Below are 17111 nucleotides of genomic sequence, written 5' to 3' on the forward strand. Positions count from 1 at the left end.
CCGGCTCAGGCGACTCGCCCGACAGCCTCGGCGCCGCCGGCCATCTTGTTGGCCAGCAACACCGTCTGGATCATTTCCTCGCTCGTGCAGCCGCGCGACAGGTCGTGCAGCGGCGCGTTCATGCCCTGCAGCATCGGGCCGATGGCGTTCATGCCGCCGAGCCGCTGGGCGATCTTGTAGCCGATGTTCCCGGCCTCCAGGCTGGGGAACACGAACACGTTGGCCGCCCCGCCCAGCGGGCTGCCGGGCACCTTCGCCGCAGCCACCTCGGGGACGAAGGCGGCGTCGAACTGGATCTCGCCGTCGACGCACAGCTCCGGCCGGCGCTCGCGCACCAACTCGCAGGCCTGGCGCACCGCCTCGGCGTCGGCGTGCCTGGCGCTGCCGTGGCTTGAGAACGAGAGCATCGCCACCCGCGCCGGCTCGCCGGTCACCCGCTCGAAGCTGGCCGCCGAGGCCAGGGCGATGTCCGCCAACTGCTCCACCGTCGGCCGGGGCACCACGCCGCAATCGGCGAACGCCAGCGGGGCGCCGCCGTCCGCCGGCAGCATGAAGAACACCGAGGACAGCGTGCGGTTGCCCGGCGCCAGGCCGACCACCCGCAGGCCGGCGCGCAGCACGTCGGCGGTGGCGCTGAGGTTGCCGGCGATGCACAGGTCGACCTGGCCGGCCGCCAGCAGCGCCGCGCCGAACCACAACGGGTCGTGCAGTTGTTCCAGGGCCTGCTCGGGGCTCAGCTTGTCCTGGCGCCGGGCCAGGTCTTGGGCGAAACCGTGCAGCCAGGGCGAGCGCGCGGGGTCGATCAGCCCGAGGTCGCCCAGGCGGATGTGCCGCTCCAGGCAGTAGCCGCGCAGGGCGAAGGGGTTGCCCAGCAGCAGCGGCTCGGCCAGGCCCTCGGCCTTGAGGTATTGCGCCGCCTCGATGGCGCGGCGGTCCAGGGCGTCGGGGAAGACCACCCGCGGCGGGTTCTGCCGGGCGGCCCGGCGGCAGTCGTCGAACAGTTTCATGGGGCCTCTCCCTGCACGCGCCGACTCAGTTCCGCGGCGCTCGGCCAGGGTTGCCCGCGCAGGTGCAGCAGGCTCAGCAGCATGGCCACGTAGAGCGCGCTGGACAGGCGGTTGAGGGCATGCAGCAGGTCCGCGCGGCGCAGCTTGAAGCCGGCCTCCATGAACACCTGGGCGGCGCAGATTTCCACCTCGCGGACCTTGGCCCGCAGCAGGTTGAGCAGCGCCGGCGCGCGGCCGTGGCCGCACTCGGGCACCAGGTGATCGTGGCCCAGGTATTTCAGCGGCGCGTGGGACAGGCGGTGCAGCACAGCCTCGTCAAGCCCGCCGACGGCGAATCCGGCCAGTTCCTCGTCCAGCACGTCGGCGCGCATCAGTTGGCCGAGCAGCGAACGGATGTCGGCCAGCCAGGCGGCCAGTTCGGCCGGCTCCGGCAGCTCCACCTGCAGCCACACCGCCAGGGCGATGGCCGCGTCCAGCTGGGCGCGGAACTGCAGGCGCGGGTCGTTCTTGGCCACCAGTTCGTGGGCGTTCAGGTGGGTCATCCCGGCAGGCTTGTCGGCCGGCGCCGAGCCGCACAGCTGGCAGGTCGCGGCGACGCGCCGGGCGCTGCCGGTCAGCCCGTGCACCGCCTGCAGGCACGGCGCGCCGTCCGCGTCCGGCTCTTCGGTCGCCCGGTACAGGCGGCCCTGTTCGTCATGGAACTTCAGCGACAGGTGGCGCTCGTCGATCAGCGCGCGGGCGGCGGGGGTCAACCGCGCGTCGGCGGGCAGCCGCAGCTCGGTGCCTTCGCTCAGGCCGTGGCGCTCGCGCAGCCAGCTTTCGGTGATGAAAGTGCTCATGGCCGCCTCACTGTTCCTGCCAGTTGGCCGGCCAGGCCACGTAGAGGAAGCGCACCCGGCTCGGGGTGCCGAACTCGATGGCGCTGCCCTTGGGAATGAACAGCAGGTCGCCGGGCAGGCCCACCAGGGTCTCGCCGTTCTGGCGGATGTGCAGTTCGCCCTCCAGCACCAGGTCCACTTCGTCGTAGTTCAGCGTCCAGGGGAAGAACGCGTTCTCCCACTGCATGAAGCCGGCGCCCATGCTGCTGCCGTCCTCGGCGCCGACCACGTCGGTGATGCCGATCTGGTATTCGCCCGGCACGCCCTCCAGGCGGCCGAAGCGCACGCTGCCGCCCTTCACCAGCTTGATCCCGCCGGCGCCGGTGCGCGCCTCGAAGGCCGCCCGGGCCACGCAGGCGCCGCCCTGTTGCGCGGCCTTGCGCACCAGTTGGTCGACCAGTTGCGCGTCCACTTCGGCTGGCAGCCGCGCCAGCACCTCGGCGCGAATCCGCGCCAGCTCGTCCTCGCTCGGCCCGGCTACGGCCGACTCGGGCGCTGCCGCCGCCGGCTCGCCGGCCACCCGCTCGATCAGCGCCAGGCCCGCCTGTTCGGCGACCGTGCGCGCCTCCGGGGTGACGATGCAGCGCGGCAGCTCCACGGCCAGGGAACTCTGCCCGGCGGCGATGGCTTCACGGATGTCGTTGGCGGTAATCAGCTTCTTCATCTCAACAGGTCCTCGATCGGATTCCGTGCGTTCAGCAGCGCGCGCAGGCGCTCGATGCTGGCGGGGTCGTCGCTGGCGGTATGGACGATCTCGCCGTCGATGCCGTGGCTGCGCAGCAGGCGCTCGATGGCGGGCAGGTCGACGCCGGGCAGGTCGCACTTGCTGATCACCCCGATCAGCCGCTTGCCGGCGTGGATGTCCAGCAGCCCGGGCGGCAGGCGGCACTCCATCGCATCGGCGGGGTGCACGTAGACCAGGGTGTCGACGTCGTCGGTGCTGGTGATCAGCGCGCGGTACAGGCGCGGGTGGCTGACGAACTCCCCGGGGGTGTCCAGCGCGCCGCAGGGGCCGTAGTCCAGCGCCTGGGTCTTGCGCGCCGCCGCGGGATTGCCGCACAGGGCGTTGAACAGGGTGGTCTTGCCGGCTCCGACGCCACCGATGAGGGCATAACGCGGCGCGTCCATGGTCAGCTCCTGGTCACCGGGCAGACGCTGTAGTCCAGCAGCCGGCCGAGGGCGGCGCAGGTCTGCGCCAGCGCCTCCTCCACCGCGCCGACGCTGCCGTGCAACACCAGCGCGCCGCTGAAGCGGTCGAGGAAGCCGATGCGCACGTCGGCGGCCTTGGTGGCGAAGTCGCCGGCGATCATCGCGGTCTCGCCCGGGGTGAGGGTCATGATGCCGATGGCCTGGGCCCCGGGAACGCCGATCTTGCTCGACAGCTCCTCCTGGGGATGCGCGATCAGGTGCGCCAGGGTCACCTGCTTGCCCGGGACGAATTCCTGGATGATGCGCTCTTTGGACACGTGCTCCCCTCCTCTACTGCTTAGGAAGCTAACAAGTGCCCGGACGGCGGCCCTATCAAAATCCGGCAAAGTTTTCCGCCGCCCCGAAAGACCAGAAAACTCCTACAAAAACCGGCTGGAACGCCCGCACGGCGCCGCATTGGCGACTGCTGGCCGGAGCTTTCCGGCCGCGGTTCGCACCGTGCTGAGTGACTTTGTCGCAGCCGCCGGAAAGCCTCCGGGCACAGGCGGGGCGCCGCCATGGACGTGACGGGCCGCAGAGGAAAGGGGCGTCTGACGGACAGGTTCCGCGTCGGCCCGACTTGCCCGGCCGTCGCGTTGTTCGTAAGGTGCGCACGTTTTCGTTCGAGGTAACGGGAAGCAGGTGGAAGACCTGCGCTGCCCCCGCAACGGTAACCGACCGCAGGCCTTGCGCCTGCCGCGCTCCAACCCGCCACTGTGCGCCACGCATGGGAAGGCCGGGAGCGTGCGAGTCGGCAGCCCGGAGACCGCCCTCGACACGCATGACAGGTGTTGCGGAGGGCCGCACCTTCAAGCGCGGCCACTCCCGCCCTTGCCAGCCCTCCTCGAAAGTCCACTTTTGAGGAACCCCAGCGATGAAACTTTCCCGTCTTGCCCTGGCCGTCGCCGTGTTGCCCGCGGCGGCCTTCGCCGGCGACGATGCCGAACAGGCCTACCAGTTGCCGTCGATGGTCATCACCTCGGCGCGCCAGGCCGAACCCCGCGGCCAGGCCACCTCGGCCAACACCGTCTTCACCCGCGACGACATCGAGCGCCTGCAGGCGCGCAGCGTGCCCGAGCTGCTGCAGCGCGTACCCGGCGCGCAGTTGAGCAACGCCGGCGGCCTGACCAGCTACTTCCTGCGCGGCACCAACCCCGGCCAGACCCTGGTGCTGGTGGACGGCCAGCGCATCGCCTCGGCGAGCAGCGGCATCGCCCGCCTGGACTACCTGAGCATCGACAACATCGAGCGCGTGGAAGTGACCCGCGGCCCGCGCTCGGCGCTGTACGGCGCCGACGCCATCGGCGGGGTGATCCAGATCTTCACCCGCCGCGGCGAAGCCGGCCTGCACCCGCAAGTGCGCCTGGCCGCCGGCAGCAACGGCACCTTCCAGCGCAGCGCCTCGCTCGCCGGCGGCGACGAGCGCACCCGCTTCGACCTCGGCGCCAGCCTCGACGAGAGCCGCGGCTACGACTACACCCGCGACAACGTCGGCGCCGACAGCGACCACGACGGCCAGCGCAACAAGGCCGTGCACCTGAACCTGGACCACCGCCTGAACGACGACTGGAAGGCCGGCTTCAGCCTCAACGACCAGCGCGGCGACAGCGAATACGACGACGCCTACAGCTACGCCCCCGCCGAGCCCCACGACGAATTCCGCGTCAGCAGCTACAGCGGCTACCTCGAAGGCCAACTGACCTCGATGTGGAACAGCCGCGTGGAGCTGGGCCGCAGCTTCGACCGCAACAAGGCCGTCGGCGCCGCCGAGGTGTGGAACAACGGCACCCTGGAAACCACCCGGCACTCCGCCAGCTGGCTCAACCGCCTGCAGCTGGACGCGCGCAACCAGCTCGCCCTGGGCGCGGACTGGTACGAGGACAAGGTCGACGGCAGCACCGCCTTCGCCGAGGACAGCCGCACCAACCACGCCTTCTTCGCCCAGCACAGCTTCAAGGGCGAGGCCTTCTCCACCGAGCTGGGCCTGCGCCACGACGACAACGAGCGCTACGGTTCGCAGAACAGCTGGAACGCCGCCGTCACCCTGCCGGTGGGTGACAACCAGAGCTGGATCGCCAGCTACGGCGAGGGCTTCCGCGCGCCGACCTTCAGCGACCTCTACTACCCCGGCGCCAGCAACCCGGACCTGAAGGCCGAGACCTCGAAGACCTACGAGCTGCAATGGCGCGGCGACTTCGCCGGCACGCATCTGGAGGCCGCGCTGTACCGCACCGAGGTGGACGACCTGATCGCCTGGGACAGCGCCAGCAACATGCCGCAGAACATCGCCAAGGCGCGCATCGACGGCTTCGAGGCCAGCCTGGCCCGCGAGGTCCTCGGCTGGCAGGCCAACCTCGGCCTGAGCATCATCGACCCGCGCGACCGCGACACCGGCCACACCCTGCCGCGCCGCGCCCGGCGCACCCTGAGCCTGGACCTGGACCGCCAGTTCGGCGCCTTCGGCGTCGGCGGCACCTGGCGCGCGCTGAGCAACAGCTACGCCGACGCGGCCAACCAGGACCGCCTGGGCGGCTACGGCGTGCTCGACCTGCGCGGCAGCTGGCAGTTCAGCGAAACCCTGCGCTGGGACCTGAAGCTGCAGAACCTGCTGGACCGCGACTACGCCCGCGCCAGCTACCAGCGCCCGACCGATCCCATGGGCTTCCCCAGCGAGACCGTTCACTACAAGGAAGCCGGGCGCACCGCACTGCTGGCGTTGACCTGGACGCCGGAGCTGTAGCCATCGCGGGCAGGGCCCGCTCCTACAGGTTGACGCCGAACGTCCCGTTCACGCCGGACAGCCCCCTCTCCCTTACACAGGGAGAGGGTTGGGGAGAGGGGACGGCGCCAACCCGGAACACAGTTGCTGCCGGTAAACACCATTCGCGAGCAAGCTCGCTCCTACGAAAAGCACCTCGTCACGGCCCAGTAGGAGCAAGTATCCATTGGGTTCCCGCGTTCGCGGGGATGACGGGGTGAACGCCGTGTTTACCGACGTCATTCCCGCGCCAGTCGTAGGGCGTATAACCGTTCGCGGTTATACGCCGTTGCCCCTGCACGGCATGTCCCCGTTGGGACAACTGTCTTGCTGACCGCGCCGAGGCGCTCTTCGTAGGATGGGTTGAGCCTGTGTTCTGCCGGGAGACATGGGTAACAGGTGTCGGGAGACATAGGTAACGCATTTAGGATCACGGAATTGCCGTATCGGGAGATCGAGCGATGCCGTGGAAGGAGTGCACACCTGTGTCCAGTCGATATGAGTTCGATCTCCTGGCAGAACAGCCTGATGCCAACGTGCGGGAGCTGTGCCGGCGCTTCGAGATCAGTCCGAAAACAGCCTACAAGTGGCTTCGACGCTACCAAGAGCAAGGCGAACCGGGATTGCTGGATAAGTCCCGGCGTCCCTTGAGTTGCCCCCGCCGTAGCAGCGAGGACCTGGAGCACGCTGTCCTGGCCTTGCATGAGGCCTATCCCGCCTGGGGCGGCCGCAAACTGCGCAGCCTGATGTCGGGTGACGAGTCTGCACGTCCGCATCACAGCACGCTCGATGCGATTCTGCGCCGGCATGGCCGGCCGTTGCGTTATGGGGCCGACGCCGGCCCTGCCGCGACATCGCGCTTCGAGCACGAGGCGCCAAACGACCTCTGGCAGATGGACTTCAAGGGGCACTTTGCGCTGTTCGGCCAGCGCCAGCATTGCCATCCATTGACGCTGCTCGATGACCACTCACGCTTTGCCCTGTGCCTGGCGGCCTGTGCTGACGAGCGGCGTGAAACGGTCCGCCAACAACTGATCAGGGTATTCCGGCGCTATGGCCTGCCCCGGCGCATTACCAGCGACAACGGCCCACCCTGGGGCTCAACCCGTCGCGGCGGCCTCTCGGCTCTGGAAGTCTGGTTGATGCGCTTGGGCATCAAGGTCGGACACAGCCGGCCTCACCATCCGCAGACCCAAGGCAAGCTCGAACGCTTCCATCAGACGCTCAAGCGCGAGCTGCTGCACGACGCGCACTTCCGCACCCTGGAGCAATGCCAGGCGGGTATGGACCGCTGGCTGGAACAGTACAATCAGCAACGTCCGCATCAGGCGCTGGGCCAGAAGCCGCCCTTGACGCGTTACCGGAGCAGCCCCAGGCCATACCCGGAAAAGTTGCTGGAAGTGGAGTACGAGCCCGGAGAGCGGGTGCTGACGGTACATACCAAGGGCCAGATTCGCCTCGATGGCCGAATGGTATTCGTCAGCGAAGGTCTGGCGGGTGAGCGAGTCGCCATCCGCCCCGCCAAGGAGGATGGCGTACTCGACATCATTTTCATCAACAAAACGGTCCGGCAGGTCGACCTCAGGCAGCCGGAGTGACCATGGGAAACCGTTACCCATGTGTCCCGACAGGCGTTACCTATGTGTCCCGGCAGAACACCTGCGAAACCCATGCTGCCGTGGTGATGGGTATCGCTTCGCTCGACCCATCCTACGACGGCGTTTCTCCGCACTTCGAGCGGACCTTGTCCGCGATAGCCGGAACCACCGGCGCGTTTCGCGGATGAATCCGCTCCTACGCAACCCCACCCACGCCATTCCAATGTAGGAGCGCGCCCTGCGCGCGAAATCGCGGGCAGGGCCCGCTCCTACAGGTTGCCGTGAGGCATGGCATTCTCACCCGTAGGAGCGGATTCATCCGCGATTCCGCCGGCAGGGCGGACGACGCCCAGGCCCTTGGCGCCGCGGGGGATCGCCGTTAAACGGCGTATAACGCGGAGCGTTATACGCCCTACGCCAACACCCCGGCCAAGCGCCCCAGCGCTGCGCAATCCGCGGCGTGCCAGTCGCTCAGTTCCGGCCAGGGGTTTTCCGCCAGGTTGACCAGCGCCGTGTAGCTGCCCGCCGCGCGGCCGCATTCCAGGTCGAAGCGGTAGTCGCCGACCATCAGCATCTCCCTCGGCTGCACGCCCCAGCGCTCGGCCAGGTGCAGCAGGCCGTCCGGGTTGGGCTTGGGCCGGGCTTCGCCGCGGCCGAGGATGTCGCCGCTGGCGAAGCAGTCGCCCAGGCCGATGGCCTGCAGGGTCACCAGCGCCAGCTCATGGGCGTTGCGGGTGAGGATGCCGAGGCGGTAGCCGGCTTCATGCAGCGCGCGCACCAGGTCCACCGCGCCGGGCGCGGCGGTGGAGGCCAGCGCCAGCTCGCGTTCGTGCTCCAGCAGCCAGGCATGCTTGGCCGCCGCCTCCGCCGCGGGCAGCGCCGCCAGGTGGGTGAGGATGTCGTCTTCCTGGGGAATGCCCAGGGCCCGCTTGATCGCCGGGAAGTCGTGCACCGCCAGGGTCAGGGTGCCGTCCATGTCGAACACCCAGTGGCGGATCAGGCCCGGTTTCATGCCCAGTCCTCGCGGCGGCGGATCAGGCCTTCCTGGGTCGACGAGGCCACCAACTGGCCGTCGCGGTTGAAGATGCTGCCGCGCACGAAGCCGCGGCCGTTGCCGGCCCAGGGGCTGTCGATGGCGTACAGCAACCACTCGTCCGCGCGCAGGTCGCGGTGGAACCACACGGAGTGGTCGATGGTGGCCACCTGCATGTCCTTCTGCCACACCGAGCGGCCGTGGGGCAGCAGCGAGGTGGTGAGGAAGCCGAAGTCCGAGGCGTAGGCGAGGATGTACTTGTGCAGCGCCGGCACGTCCGGCAGCTTGCCGTCGGCGCGCAGCCAGAGGTACTTGATCGGCTCGCCGACCTGCGGGTCGTAGGGGTCGTTCTGGGTGACCGGGCGGATCTCGATGGGCTTGGGGTACAGCAGCTTGTCGCGGATGCGCTCGGGGAACTGGGCGATGCTGCGCTGCTTGAGCTCCAGGTCCGTCGGCAGGTTCTCCGGGCCGGCCACATCGGGCATCGGGATCTGGTGCTGGAAGCCCTCCTCGTCGTACTGGAAGGAGGTGCTCAGGGCGAAGATCGGCTGGCCCTTCTGGATCGCCGTGACGCGGCGGGTGCTGAAGGTGCCGCCGTCGCGCACGCGGTCGACCTGGTAGACCACCGGCATGCTGGCGTCGCCCGGGCGCAGGAAGTAGCCGTGCATGGAGTGCACGTGGCGCGCCGGCTCCACCGTCTGGCTGGCCGCCGACAGCGCCTGGCCGAGCACCTGGCCGCCGTACAGCTGGCGGAAGCCGAGGTCCTGGCTGATGCCCCGGAACAGGTTCTCCTCGATGGGTTCCAGGCTCAGCAAAGCCACCAGGTTGTCCAGGATCTGGGTCATGACGTTTCCTCGGAATCGGTACTGCGAATGGGATGCGGGCGGCGCGGCTGGGGGTACGCGGGCGAACTGCTCAGGCGAGTGTCCCATACCGCGCGGCCGACGGTGAAATGATAGAGGCTGACCGGGCGGTCCGGTCCTTCGCCGAGCAATTCCCGCAGCGCCTCGTCGAAATAGCAGCCGATGCCGGTGCCCGAGAGCCCGGCGGCCTCGGCCTCCAGGTAGAGCAGTTGGCCGATCTGCCCGGCCTCCCAGTACAGCCGCGGGTAGGTCCAGGGGCCTTCGGCCAGGGCGGCGTCCAGGTCGGCGAGCATGGCGAAGGCCACGCAGCCGTCGCTGGCGATGTCCTGGCCGCAGGAGAGGAAGGCCGAGAGCTGGCGGGCGTCACCTTCCAGCAACAGGTACAGCAGTAGTTCGGCATCCGCCCGGCGCCACAGGAAGTCCCCGCGCAAGCCACCCGGCGCGCGGCCGCTGCGGCCCAGCCAGTAGAGCCCCGGCGCCAGGCCCTGGACGCGGTGGACGAACAGCAGCAGGTCGAGGCGCGGCGGCTCGCCCGAGCAGGCGAAGGGCACCGGCGAGTTTTCCGGCAGCAGCCGGCGCAACCAGGCCAGCAGCAGCTCGGCGTGGATGCCGCTGCGGCCGTCCAGGCTCTGCGCGCTGCGCCGGCGGTGGAGGATCGGGCGCAATGGCAGGCCGGGGTTGTCCGTGGTCGCCTCGGCACGCGGCAGGCGCCAATCGGCAGGAGCCAGCGCCAGCGCACGGCACAGCGCGTGGACGCGCTCCAGCTCCGGCCAGTGCCGGTAGCTGCGCGACAGGCGATTCGGAGCGCCCTGCAACTCCAGCGCCGCCAGCCCCCGCAGCAGCGCATCGGGTACGCGGGGCTCGCTGTCCTGGGGCGGACCTATCCACAGCAACGCATCCACCGCTTCGCGCTCGTGGAAACCCTCGCGGTCAAGGCCGAACGCGGCATCCAGGTGGCGCTCGTCCACCGCGCGCAGCAGCCGCACTTCCCAGCCCTGGATGGCCGCGGCGATGGCCAGGGCTGCCAGGGCATGGCCAAAATCGTGCTGGCAGTAGCGGTAGGCGCGCTCGCCGTACTTCCAGGCCTCGCGCCAGGGAATGCTGGCCAGCGCCAGCAGCAGGCCGGCGCCGGGCAACTGCTGCGCCACGGCGGACGGCAGCTCGGCGCGCACTTCCAGCAGGTGTTCGTCGGCGGTGTAGTGCGCCAGCACGGCGGACTTGTCCACAGCCCCGGCCGGCAGCAGCAGGTAGGCCTCGGTGGGGTGCAGGTTGCCGCTGGAGGGGTTGACGCGCAGCGCCCAGCGGCTGCCGCCGGCTTCCTTCCAGGCGGAGATCGCCAGGCTGTCGTAGAGCAGTTGCGAGACGCTTTCCAGGCCCAGCGGCGCGGGCTCGCCGAGGGGACCGGCGAACACGCCGTCGTAGCCCGGCGACTCCTCCTGCGGGCGGTGCAGCAATTCGATCGGCCGCGCCCCGGCATAGCGGCGGAAGGGCGCCGGCTGGGTAGCCCAGTCCAGTTGGCCGGGCCCAGGGGCGAAGCGCTCCGGGGCGTGGCAGCTCAGCGCGTGGTAGGCGCGCACATCGTCGGCGGCGCTCATGTCTGCGCCTCCAGCCATTGTTCGCGGCTGATGCGGAACAGCACATGCGGACGCAGCGCGTGGCCCTGGGGCAGGCGCGGGTGCTCGAAGTCGGCGGCCGCGTCGCGCTGCATGCCCAGGCGCCGCATCAGGTCCTGGGACGGCAGGTTGGCCGGCACGGTGAAGGCCACCACCTCGGTCAGGCGCAGGTGCGCGAAGGCGTATTCCAGCACCGCCCGCGCTGCCTCCAGCGCATAGCCCTGGCGCCAGAACGCCCGGTTCAGGCGCCAGCCGATCTCCACCGCCGGGGTGAAGGCGGCTTCGAAGCCCACGTGCTGTACGCCCAGCACGCCGAGGAAGGCACCGTCGTCGCGGCGCTCGACTATCCACTGGCCGAAGCCGTGCTCGGCGAAGTGCGCGTGGATGCGCGCGGCCAGGGCGTCGCTGTCCTCGCGGCCCATGCAGGCGGGGAAGTGGCGCATCACCTCGGGGTCGGCGTTGAGGGCGGCGAAGGCCTCCAGGTCGCCATCGCGCCAGGGGCGCAGCAGCAGGCGCGGAGTGCTCAGGCTGGACAGGTGCATGGTTCGCCTCGGCAAGGTTCGTCAGCTGCCTATTGTGCCCCATGCGCGGCCCTGGCGCCCGGCCGCGGGGCCGGCTTACCCTTGCCGCTGAACCGCCCGAGCCCTGCCCCATGCCGTTGCCCCTGGTCTACCACGACGACTACAGCCCGCCCTTCCCCGCCGGCCACCGCTTCCCCATGGAGAAGTTCCGCCTGCTCAAGGAACACCTGGTGGACAGCGGCCTGACCAGCGACGCGGCGTTGCTGCGCCCCGAGCCCTGCCCGGCGGACATCCTCGCCCTGGCCCACGACCGCGGCTACATCGAGCGCTATTGCAGCGGCGACATGAGCCGCGAGGAACTGCGCCGCCTCGGCCTGCCCTGGAGCGAGGCCCTGGCCCGGCGCACGGTGCGCGCGGTGGGCGGCTCGCTGCTGGGCGCCGACCTGGCGCTCAAGCACGGCCTGGCCTGCCACCTGGCCGGCGGCACCCACCACGCGCACCATGACCACGCCTCGGGCTTCTGCATCTTCAACGACCTGGCGGTGATCGCCCTGCACCTGCTGGAAAGCGGCCGCGCCGGGCGCGTGCTGATCTTCGACTGCGACGTGCACCAGGGCGACGGCACCGCGCGCATCCTGGAGCAGGTGCCGGACGCCATCACCGTCTCGCTGCACTGCGAGAAGAACTTCCCCGCGCGCAAGGCGCACAGCGACTGGGACATCCCCCTGCCGCTGCACATGGGCGACGCCGACTACCTGCGGGTGGTGGACGAGGCGCTGGACTACCTGCTGCCGCTGTACCAGCCGGACCTGGTGCTCTACGACGCCGGGGTGGACGTGCACAAGGACGACGCCCTGGGCTACCTGAACCTCACCGACGCCGGCCTGGCCGCCCGCGACGAGCGCGTGATCGAACGCTGCCTGGCCCGCGACATCCCGGTGCTGGGGGTGATCGGCGGCGGCTACGACAAGGACCGCGCGGCCCTGGCGCGGCGCCACGGCATTCTCCACCACAGCGCGCAGCGGGTCTGGCAGCGCCTGGGCCTGGGCTGAGTTGTCCACGGCAACTGTGGAGCAACCTGTGGAAAAGCTGCGGGGAGTCTGCCCTGGCCCACGCCGGGCCTGGGCCGCAGCCGGATGTACGAAAGATGACCAGACAGCGTTCGAAGGAAAAGGTGCGACTTTTCCACGGATGCTGTGGAACCTCCTGTGGAAAAACTGCGGGGCATTCGCTGCAGCCCAGTATTCACGGGATCTCCAGCCCGATGAACAAAACATGACCAACGCGCTTTTCGTAGGAGCGAGCTTGCTCGCGAACGGTGCCGCGGCGGGGTTGGGGTTCGCGAGCAAGCTCGCTCCTACAGTCGGCCGGGCACGCTGGTTTGTCCCCGGAAGCTGTGGAGCCGCCTGTGGATATCCTGGGTACAAACCTGTGACTTGCCCACGCGCCGGGGCCCCCGCACGGCCGCCGGCGAATTGACCAGCCCCGGCCGCCAGCGGCTAGGCTAGAATGCGCGCCCTTTCCAGCGACCATGCCCAGCCCATGACCGAGCACAGCTCCCTGCCCTCCCCCAGCGCCATCGTCATCGGCGGCGGCCCCGCCGGCCTGATGGCCGCCGAAGTGCTGGCCGGCGCCGGCGTGCGCGTGGCGCTGTACGACGCCATGCCCTCGGTGGGGCGCAAGTTCCTGCTGGCCGGCGTGGGTGGCATGAACATCACCCACTCCGAAGATCAGGCGGCCTTCGTCGGCCGCTACGGCGAGCGCCGCGGGGAAATCGGCGCGCTGCTCGCGGATTTCGACAGCCAGGCCCTGCGCGAGTGGATCCATGGCCTGGGGATAAATACCTTCGTCGGCACTTCCGGCCGCGTCTTCCCCACCGACATGAAGGCTGCGCCCCTGTTGCGTGCCTGGCTCAAGCGCCTGCGCGACAGCGGCGTGGTTATCCACACCCGCAGCCGCTGGCAGGGCTGGGACGAGCAGGGCCGCCTGCTGATCGACGGCCCCGAAGGGCACCAGGCCCTGCAGGCCGACGTGACCGTGCTGGCCCTGGGCGGCGGCAGCTGGCAACGCCTGGGCTCCGACGGCGCCTGGGTGCCGATGCTGCAGGCGCGCGGCGTGGGGGTCGCGCCCCTGCGGCCGTCGAACTGCGGCTTCGAGGTGGCGGGCTGGAGCGAGTTCTTCCGCGACAAGTTCGCCGGCGCGCCGGTCAAGCCGGTGGCCATGAGCCTGGAGGGCGAGGCGCCGCGCCAGGGCGAGTTCGTGGTCACCGCCGGCGGCATCGAGGGCAGCCTGGTCTATGCGCTGTCCGCCGGCATCCGCGAGCGCATCGCCCGCGACGGCTCGGCCACCGTGCTGCTCGATCTGCTGCCCAACCGCAGCATCGAGCAGGTGGCGAAAGCCCTGGCCCAGCCGCGCGGCTCCAAGTCCATGGCCAACCACCTGCGCGGCCGCCTGGGCCTGGACGGCGTGCGCGCCGGCCTGCTGCGCGAGTTGTCCACAGCCGCCGACTACGCCGAGCCGCAGCGCCTGGCCGCGCTGATCAAGGCCCTGCCGCTGACGGTGGTGCGCCCGCGCCCGCTGGACGAAGCCATCAGCAGCGCCGGCGGGGTCACCTTCGAGGCTGTGGATAAGCAGCTGATGCTCAACGCCCTGCCCGGCGTGTTCTGCGCCGGCGAGATGCTCGACTGGGAAGCGCCCACCGGCGGCTACCTGCTCACCGCCTGCTTCGCCAGCGGCCGCGCCGCCGGCCTGGGCGCCTTGCGCTGGCTGAAGCTGGAACCATAGTGCTAGATTGCGGATTCCGCCCCAGCAGAGTCCGCGCCATGCCCCTGAGCTTCCGCCCGGCCCGCCCCGAGGACGTCGACGCCGCCGTCCCGCTGATCTACAGCTCCGGCCCCGATGCCTTCGACTACGCCTTCGCCCGCCCCGGCCGCAACCGCGCCCAGGACTTCCTGCGCCACGCCTTCGTCCAGGGCGGCGGCCAGTTCGGCTGGCGCCAGCACACGGTGGGCGAACTGGATGGGCGGGTGGTGGCGGTGGGCACGGTCTTCGGCGGCGAGGCCAACCTCGGCTACCTGCTCGCCGCCAGCCGGCAGATATTCGGCTTCTTCGGCCTGGGCGCGGCGGCGGTGATCCGCCGTGGCCTGCAACTGGAGCGGATCATCTGCCCGCCGCCGAAACGGACGCTGTACCTCGCCCACCTCGGCGTGGCGCCGGAACTGCGCGGCGAAGGCCTGGGCAGCCAGTTGATCGACCACTTCCTCGAACGCGGCCGCCGCGCCGGCCTGCCCATGGCCGCCCTCGACGTGTCGGTGGCCAACCCGCGGGCCCAGGCGCTGTATGAACGCCAGGGCTTCACGGTGCAGGCCGAGCGCCACTCCGACCTGCCGGGCGTGGCCAGCCACCGCTACATGCAGCGCGCCCTCTGAGCCTGCGCTAGACTGCGCGCCAGCCGCCCGGCAGAGGCGGCAACCCACCGTGCCGGCCAGTGCCACGACAAGGAAGCGCCATGAGCAAGCTGAACAGCGTCGAACTGAAAGTCTTCGTCCCGGCCCGCGACTACGCCCAGTCCCAGGCCTTCTACCGCGACCTGGGCTTCGCCAACCCGTGGAGCTCGGAGGAGCTGAGCTACTTCCACCACGGCGACCACTGCGCCTTCCTGCTGCAGAACTTCTATGTGAAGGAATTCGCCGAGAACCTGATGCTGCACCTGCTGGTGGAGGACGCCGACGCCTGGTGGCAGCGCCTGCGCGAGATCGATATCGCCGGGCGCTATGGGGTGCAGTTGGGGGAGCTGGAGAACCGGGCTTGGCGGATGCGGGATTTCACGCTGCATGATCCGAGCGGGGTGTTGTGGCGTATCGGCCACAATCTTGATTGAGCAGGGGCATGGCTTTTCGTAGGAGCGAGCTTGCTCGCGAACTGGCGTTCTGCCGGATGGGGTCGGTGCGCCTCCTCAAGAGCCCCTCTCCCCAGCCCTCTCCCTGAAGGGAGAGGGGGATTGGCTTCAACCGGAAATCACCGAGGCCGCCGGCTGACTCTGGAACACCCGAACACACCGAACGGTCCCCTCTCCCTTCAGGGAGAGGGTTAGGGAGAGGGAGCGGAGCCAGGCCAAGGCAGCGGAATCGCCGGGAAGCTCCGTTCGCGAGCAAGCTCGCTCCTACAGGTACCACCCCCACGCTTGATCGGACACATACTCCGTCACCTGCTTCACCTCCAGATAATTCTCCAACCCCCACACCCCCAACTCCCGCCCGATCCCACTCTGCTTCATGCCCCCCCAAGGCGCCTGGGTGAAGGTCGGTTGCGAACAGTTGACCCACACGATCCCCGCCCGCAACCCATCGGCCACCCTTGCAGCACGTTGCGGATCGCCAGACATCACCGCGCCCGCCAGGCCGAAGCGGCTGTCGTTGGCCAGGCGCAGGGCCTCGGCTTCGGTCTTGAAGCGCTTCACGCAGAGCACCGGGCCGAAGATTTCCTCGCGCCAGACGATGGCGTTCTCCGCCGGCTCGTCGAAGATGGCCGGCTCGACGAACCAGCCCTCGTCCAGCCCCGCCGGGCGACGGCCGCCGGTGAGCAGGCGGGCGCCGCTGGCCTTGCCCTGTTCGATGAAGCCGAGCACCTTGTCGTACTGCCCCTGGCTCACCAGCGGGCCGAGCAGCACGCCCGGCTGCAGGCCGTTGCCGATGGTGATGGCGCGGGTAGCTTCCACCAGGCGCTCGATCAGCCTTGGCGCTATGCCCTCCTGCACCAGCAGGCGCGAAGTGGCGCTGCACACCTGGCCCTGGTTCCAGAAGATGCCGAACAGGATCCACTCCACCGCCGCTTCCACGTCGCTGTCGTCGAAGACGATGAAGGCCGACTTGCCGCCCAGCTCCAGGCTGACGTTCTTGATGTCCTGGGCTGCCGTCGACATGATCTTCGCCCCGGTCGGCACGCTGCCGGTGAAGGCCAGCTTGTCCACTCCCGGGTGCTGGGCCAGCGGTCCCCCGGCGTCGGCCCCCAGGCCCGGCAGCACGTTGAGCACGCCGGCGGGCAGGCCGATGGCGTCGGCCGCGGCGGCCAGTTCCAGGGCGCTCAGCGGCGTCAGCTCGGATGGTTTGAGCACGCAGGTGGCGCCGGCGGCCAGGGCCGGGGCGACCTTCCAGGCGGCCATCAGCAGCGGGTAGTTCCAGGGGATGATCTGCCCGGCCACGCCCACCGGCTCGTGGCGGATGCGGCAGCGGAAGCGCTCGTCGGGCAGCGCCAGCGCCTGGTCCTGGCGGCCGTCCAGCTCGCGCGCAAGCTCGGCGTAGTAGCGGAAGCAGCCGATGGCGTCGGCCACGTCCCATTGCGCCTCGGGCAGCGGCTTGCCGTTGTCGCGCACTTCCAGCTCGGCCAGGGCGGCCTGGTTGCGCTCCAGTTCGTTGGCCAGGGCCTCCAGCCACTCGGCGCGCTCGCTGCCGCGGCTCTGCCCCCAGCCGCGGTTGAACGCCTGGCGCGCCGCGCGCACGGCGTGGTCGACGTCTTCCTCGGTGGCCGCCGGCACTTCGCGCAGCGGCCGGCCGCTGGCCGGGTCGAAGCTGGTGAAGGTGCCGCCCAGGTCCGGGCTCACCCATTGCCCATTGATGTACAGCTGGTCACGCATCGCTCGTCTCCTTGAATGCG

General features: G+C 69.9%; 16 protein-coding genes and 1 riboswitch. Of the genes, 6 read left to right on the forward strand and 10 right to left on the reverse strand.

The window, feature by feature from the left end; all coding sequences use genetic code 11:
• Window positions 1-5: 5 nt before the first annotated feature.
• Genes ACTWJ5_RS27150 through eutS form a run of 5 tightly spaced genes read right to left on the reverse strand, consistent with a single transcriptional unit; the run spans window position 6 to window position 3351 of the window.
• Window positions 6-1007, reverse strand: coding sequence for a phosphate acetyltransferase (locus ACTWJ5_RS27150; protein ID WP_249918782.1), 1002 nt, complete (start codon window positions 1005-1007; stop codon window positions 6-8).
• On the reverse strand, window positions 1004-1846 hold the full coding sequence (gene eutT / locus ACTWJ5_RS27155; protein WP_043316655.1) for an ethanolamine utilization cob(I)yrinic acid a,c-diamide adenosyltransferase EutT: 843 nt from the start codon (window positions 1844-1846) through the stop codon (window positions 1004-1006). The genes ACTWJ5_RS27150 and eutT overlap by 4 nt, the downstream gene beginning before the upstream one ends.
• Before the next feature lie 7 nt (window positions 1847-1853).
• Window positions 1854-2549 (reverse strand): ethanolamine utilization acetate kinase EutQ, encoded by a 696-nt coding sequence (eutQ, locus tag ACTWJ5_RS27160; RefSeq protein ID WP_116426124.1) that lies wholly within the window; start codon window positions 2547-2549, stop codon window positions 1854-1856.
• The gene (locus tag ACTWJ5_RS27165; protein ID WP_074982150.1) at window positions 2546-3013 is read right to left on the reverse strand and encodes a EutP/PduV family microcompartment system protein; all 468 of its coding nucleotides are present in this window, start codon (window positions 3011-3013) and stop codon (window positions 2546-2548) included. Before ACTWJ5_RS27165 ends, eutQ begins: the two co-directional genes overlap by 4 nt.
• 2 nt (window positions 3014-3015) lie before the next feature.
• Window positions 3016-3351 carry an ethanolamine utilization microcompartment protein EutS gene (gene eutS / locus ACTWJ5_RS27170; protein ID WP_009615694.1) on the reverse strand — a complete coding sequence of 112 codons (336 nt, stop codon included), beginning with the start codon at window positions 3349-3351 and terminating at the stop codon, window positions 3016-3018.
• Window positions 3352-3661: 310 nt separating this feature from the next.
• Window positions 3662-3861, forward strand: a riboswitch (cobalamin riboswitch).
• A gap of 86 nt (window positions 3862-3947) precedes the next feature.
• Here eutS and ACTWJ5_RS27175 point away from each other — a divergent pair.
• Window positions 3948-5813, forward strand: a complete 1866-nt coding sequence (locus ACTWJ5_RS27175; RefSeq protein ID WP_074982148.1) for a TonB-dependent receptor domain-containing protein — start codon at window positions 3948-3950, stop codon at window positions 5811-5813.
• A gap of 479 nt (window positions 5814-6292) precedes the next feature.
• Window positions 6293-7429: an IS481 family transposase gene (locus ACTWJ5_RS27180; RefSeq protein WP_444436909.1), complete on the forward strand. Its 1137-nt coding sequence runs from the start codon at window positions 6293-6295 to the stop codon at window positions 7427-7429.
• Between the two features lie 412 nt (window positions 7430-7841).
• On the opposite strand, the gene ACTWJ5_RS27185 is transcribed toward ACTWJ5_RS27180, so the two are convergent.
• The 4 genes from ACTWJ5_RS27185 to ACTWJ5_RS27200 are packed head-to-tail and all read right to left on the reverse strand — an operon-like array spanning window position 7842 to window position 11480.
• Window positions 7842-8441 (reverse strand): HAD family hydrolase, encoded by a 600-nt coding sequence (locus ACTWJ5_RS27185; RefSeq protein ID WP_253391489.1) that lies wholly within the window; start codon window positions 8439-8441, stop codon window positions 7842-7844.
• The gene (gene tesB / locus ACTWJ5_RS27190) at window positions 8438-9307 is read right to left on the reverse strand and encodes an acyl-CoA thioesterase II (protein WP_074982143.1); all 870 of its coding nucleotides are present in this window, start codon (window positions 9305-9307) and stop codon (window positions 8438-8440) included. The genes ACTWJ5_RS27185 and tesB overlap by 4 nt, the downstream gene beginning before the upstream one ends.
• Window positions 9304-10920 (reverse strand): SagB/ThcOx family dehydrogenase, encoded by a 1617-nt coding sequence (locus tag ACTWJ5_RS27195; protein ID WP_444436910.1) that lies wholly within the window; start codon window positions 10918-10920, stop codon window positions 9304-9306. The genes tesB and ACTWJ5_RS27195 overlap by 4 nt, the downstream gene beginning before the upstream one ends.
• Window positions 10917-11480, reverse strand: a complete 564-nt coding sequence (locus ACTWJ5_RS27200) for a GNAT family N-acetyltransferase (RefSeq protein WP_444436911.1) — start codon at window positions 11478-11480, stop codon at window positions 10917-10919. The genes ACTWJ5_RS27195 and ACTWJ5_RS27200 overlap by 4 nt, the downstream gene beginning before the upstream one ends.
• 110 nt (window positions 11481-11590) lie before the next feature.
• Between ACTWJ5_RS27200 and ACTWJ5_RS27205 the strand changes: the two genes are divergently transcribed.
• The 4 genes from ACTWJ5_RS27205 to ACTWJ5_RS27220 all read left to right on the forward strand — a co-directional run bounded on the left by ACTWJ5_RS27205 (window position 11591) and on the right by ACTWJ5_RS27220 (window position 15339).
• Window positions 11591-12511, forward strand: coding sequence for a histone deacetylase family protein (locus tag ACTWJ5_RS27205; RefSeq protein ID WP_253410127.1), 921 nt, complete (start codon window positions 11591-11593; stop codon window positions 12509-12511).
• Window positions 12512-13067: 556 nt separating this feature from the next.
• On the forward strand, window positions 13068-14243 hold the full coding sequence (locus ACTWJ5_RS27210; RefSeq protein WP_253410266.1) for a TIGR03862 family flavoprotein: 1176 nt from the start codon (window positions 13068-13070) through the stop codon (window positions 14241-14243).
• Between the two features lie 38 nt (window positions 14244-14281).
• Window positions 14282-14887, forward strand: coding sequence for a GNAT family N-acetyltransferase (locus ACTWJ5_RS27215; protein ID WP_116426132.1), 606 nt, complete (start codon window positions 14282-14284; stop codon window positions 14885-14887).
• A gap of 80 nt (window positions 14888-14967) precedes the next feature.
• Window positions 14968-15339 (forward strand): VOC family protein, encoded by a 372-nt coding sequence (locus ACTWJ5_RS27220; protein ID WP_253410125.1) that lies wholly within the window; start codon window positions 14968-14970, stop codon window positions 15337-15339.
• A 282-nt stretch (window positions 15340-15621) separates the two neighbouring features.
• Here ACTWJ5_RS27220 and ACTWJ5_RS27225 read toward each other — a convergent pair whose 3' ends face one another.
• Window positions 15622-17091: an aldehyde dehydrogenase family protein gene (locus ACTWJ5_RS27225; RefSeq protein ID WP_444436912.1), complete on the reverse strand. Its 1470-nt coding sequence runs from the start codon at window positions 17089-17091 to the stop codon at window positions 15622-15624.
• Between the last annotated feature and the right edge of the window lie 20 nt (window positions 17092-17111).

It is taken from the genome of Pseudomonas sp. A6, from assembly GCF_052367875.1.
In the GTDB taxonomy this organism is placed as follows: domain Bacteria; phylum Pseudomonadota; class Gammaproteobacteria; order Pseudomonadales; family Pseudomonadaceae; genus Pseudomonas; species Pseudomonas citronellolis.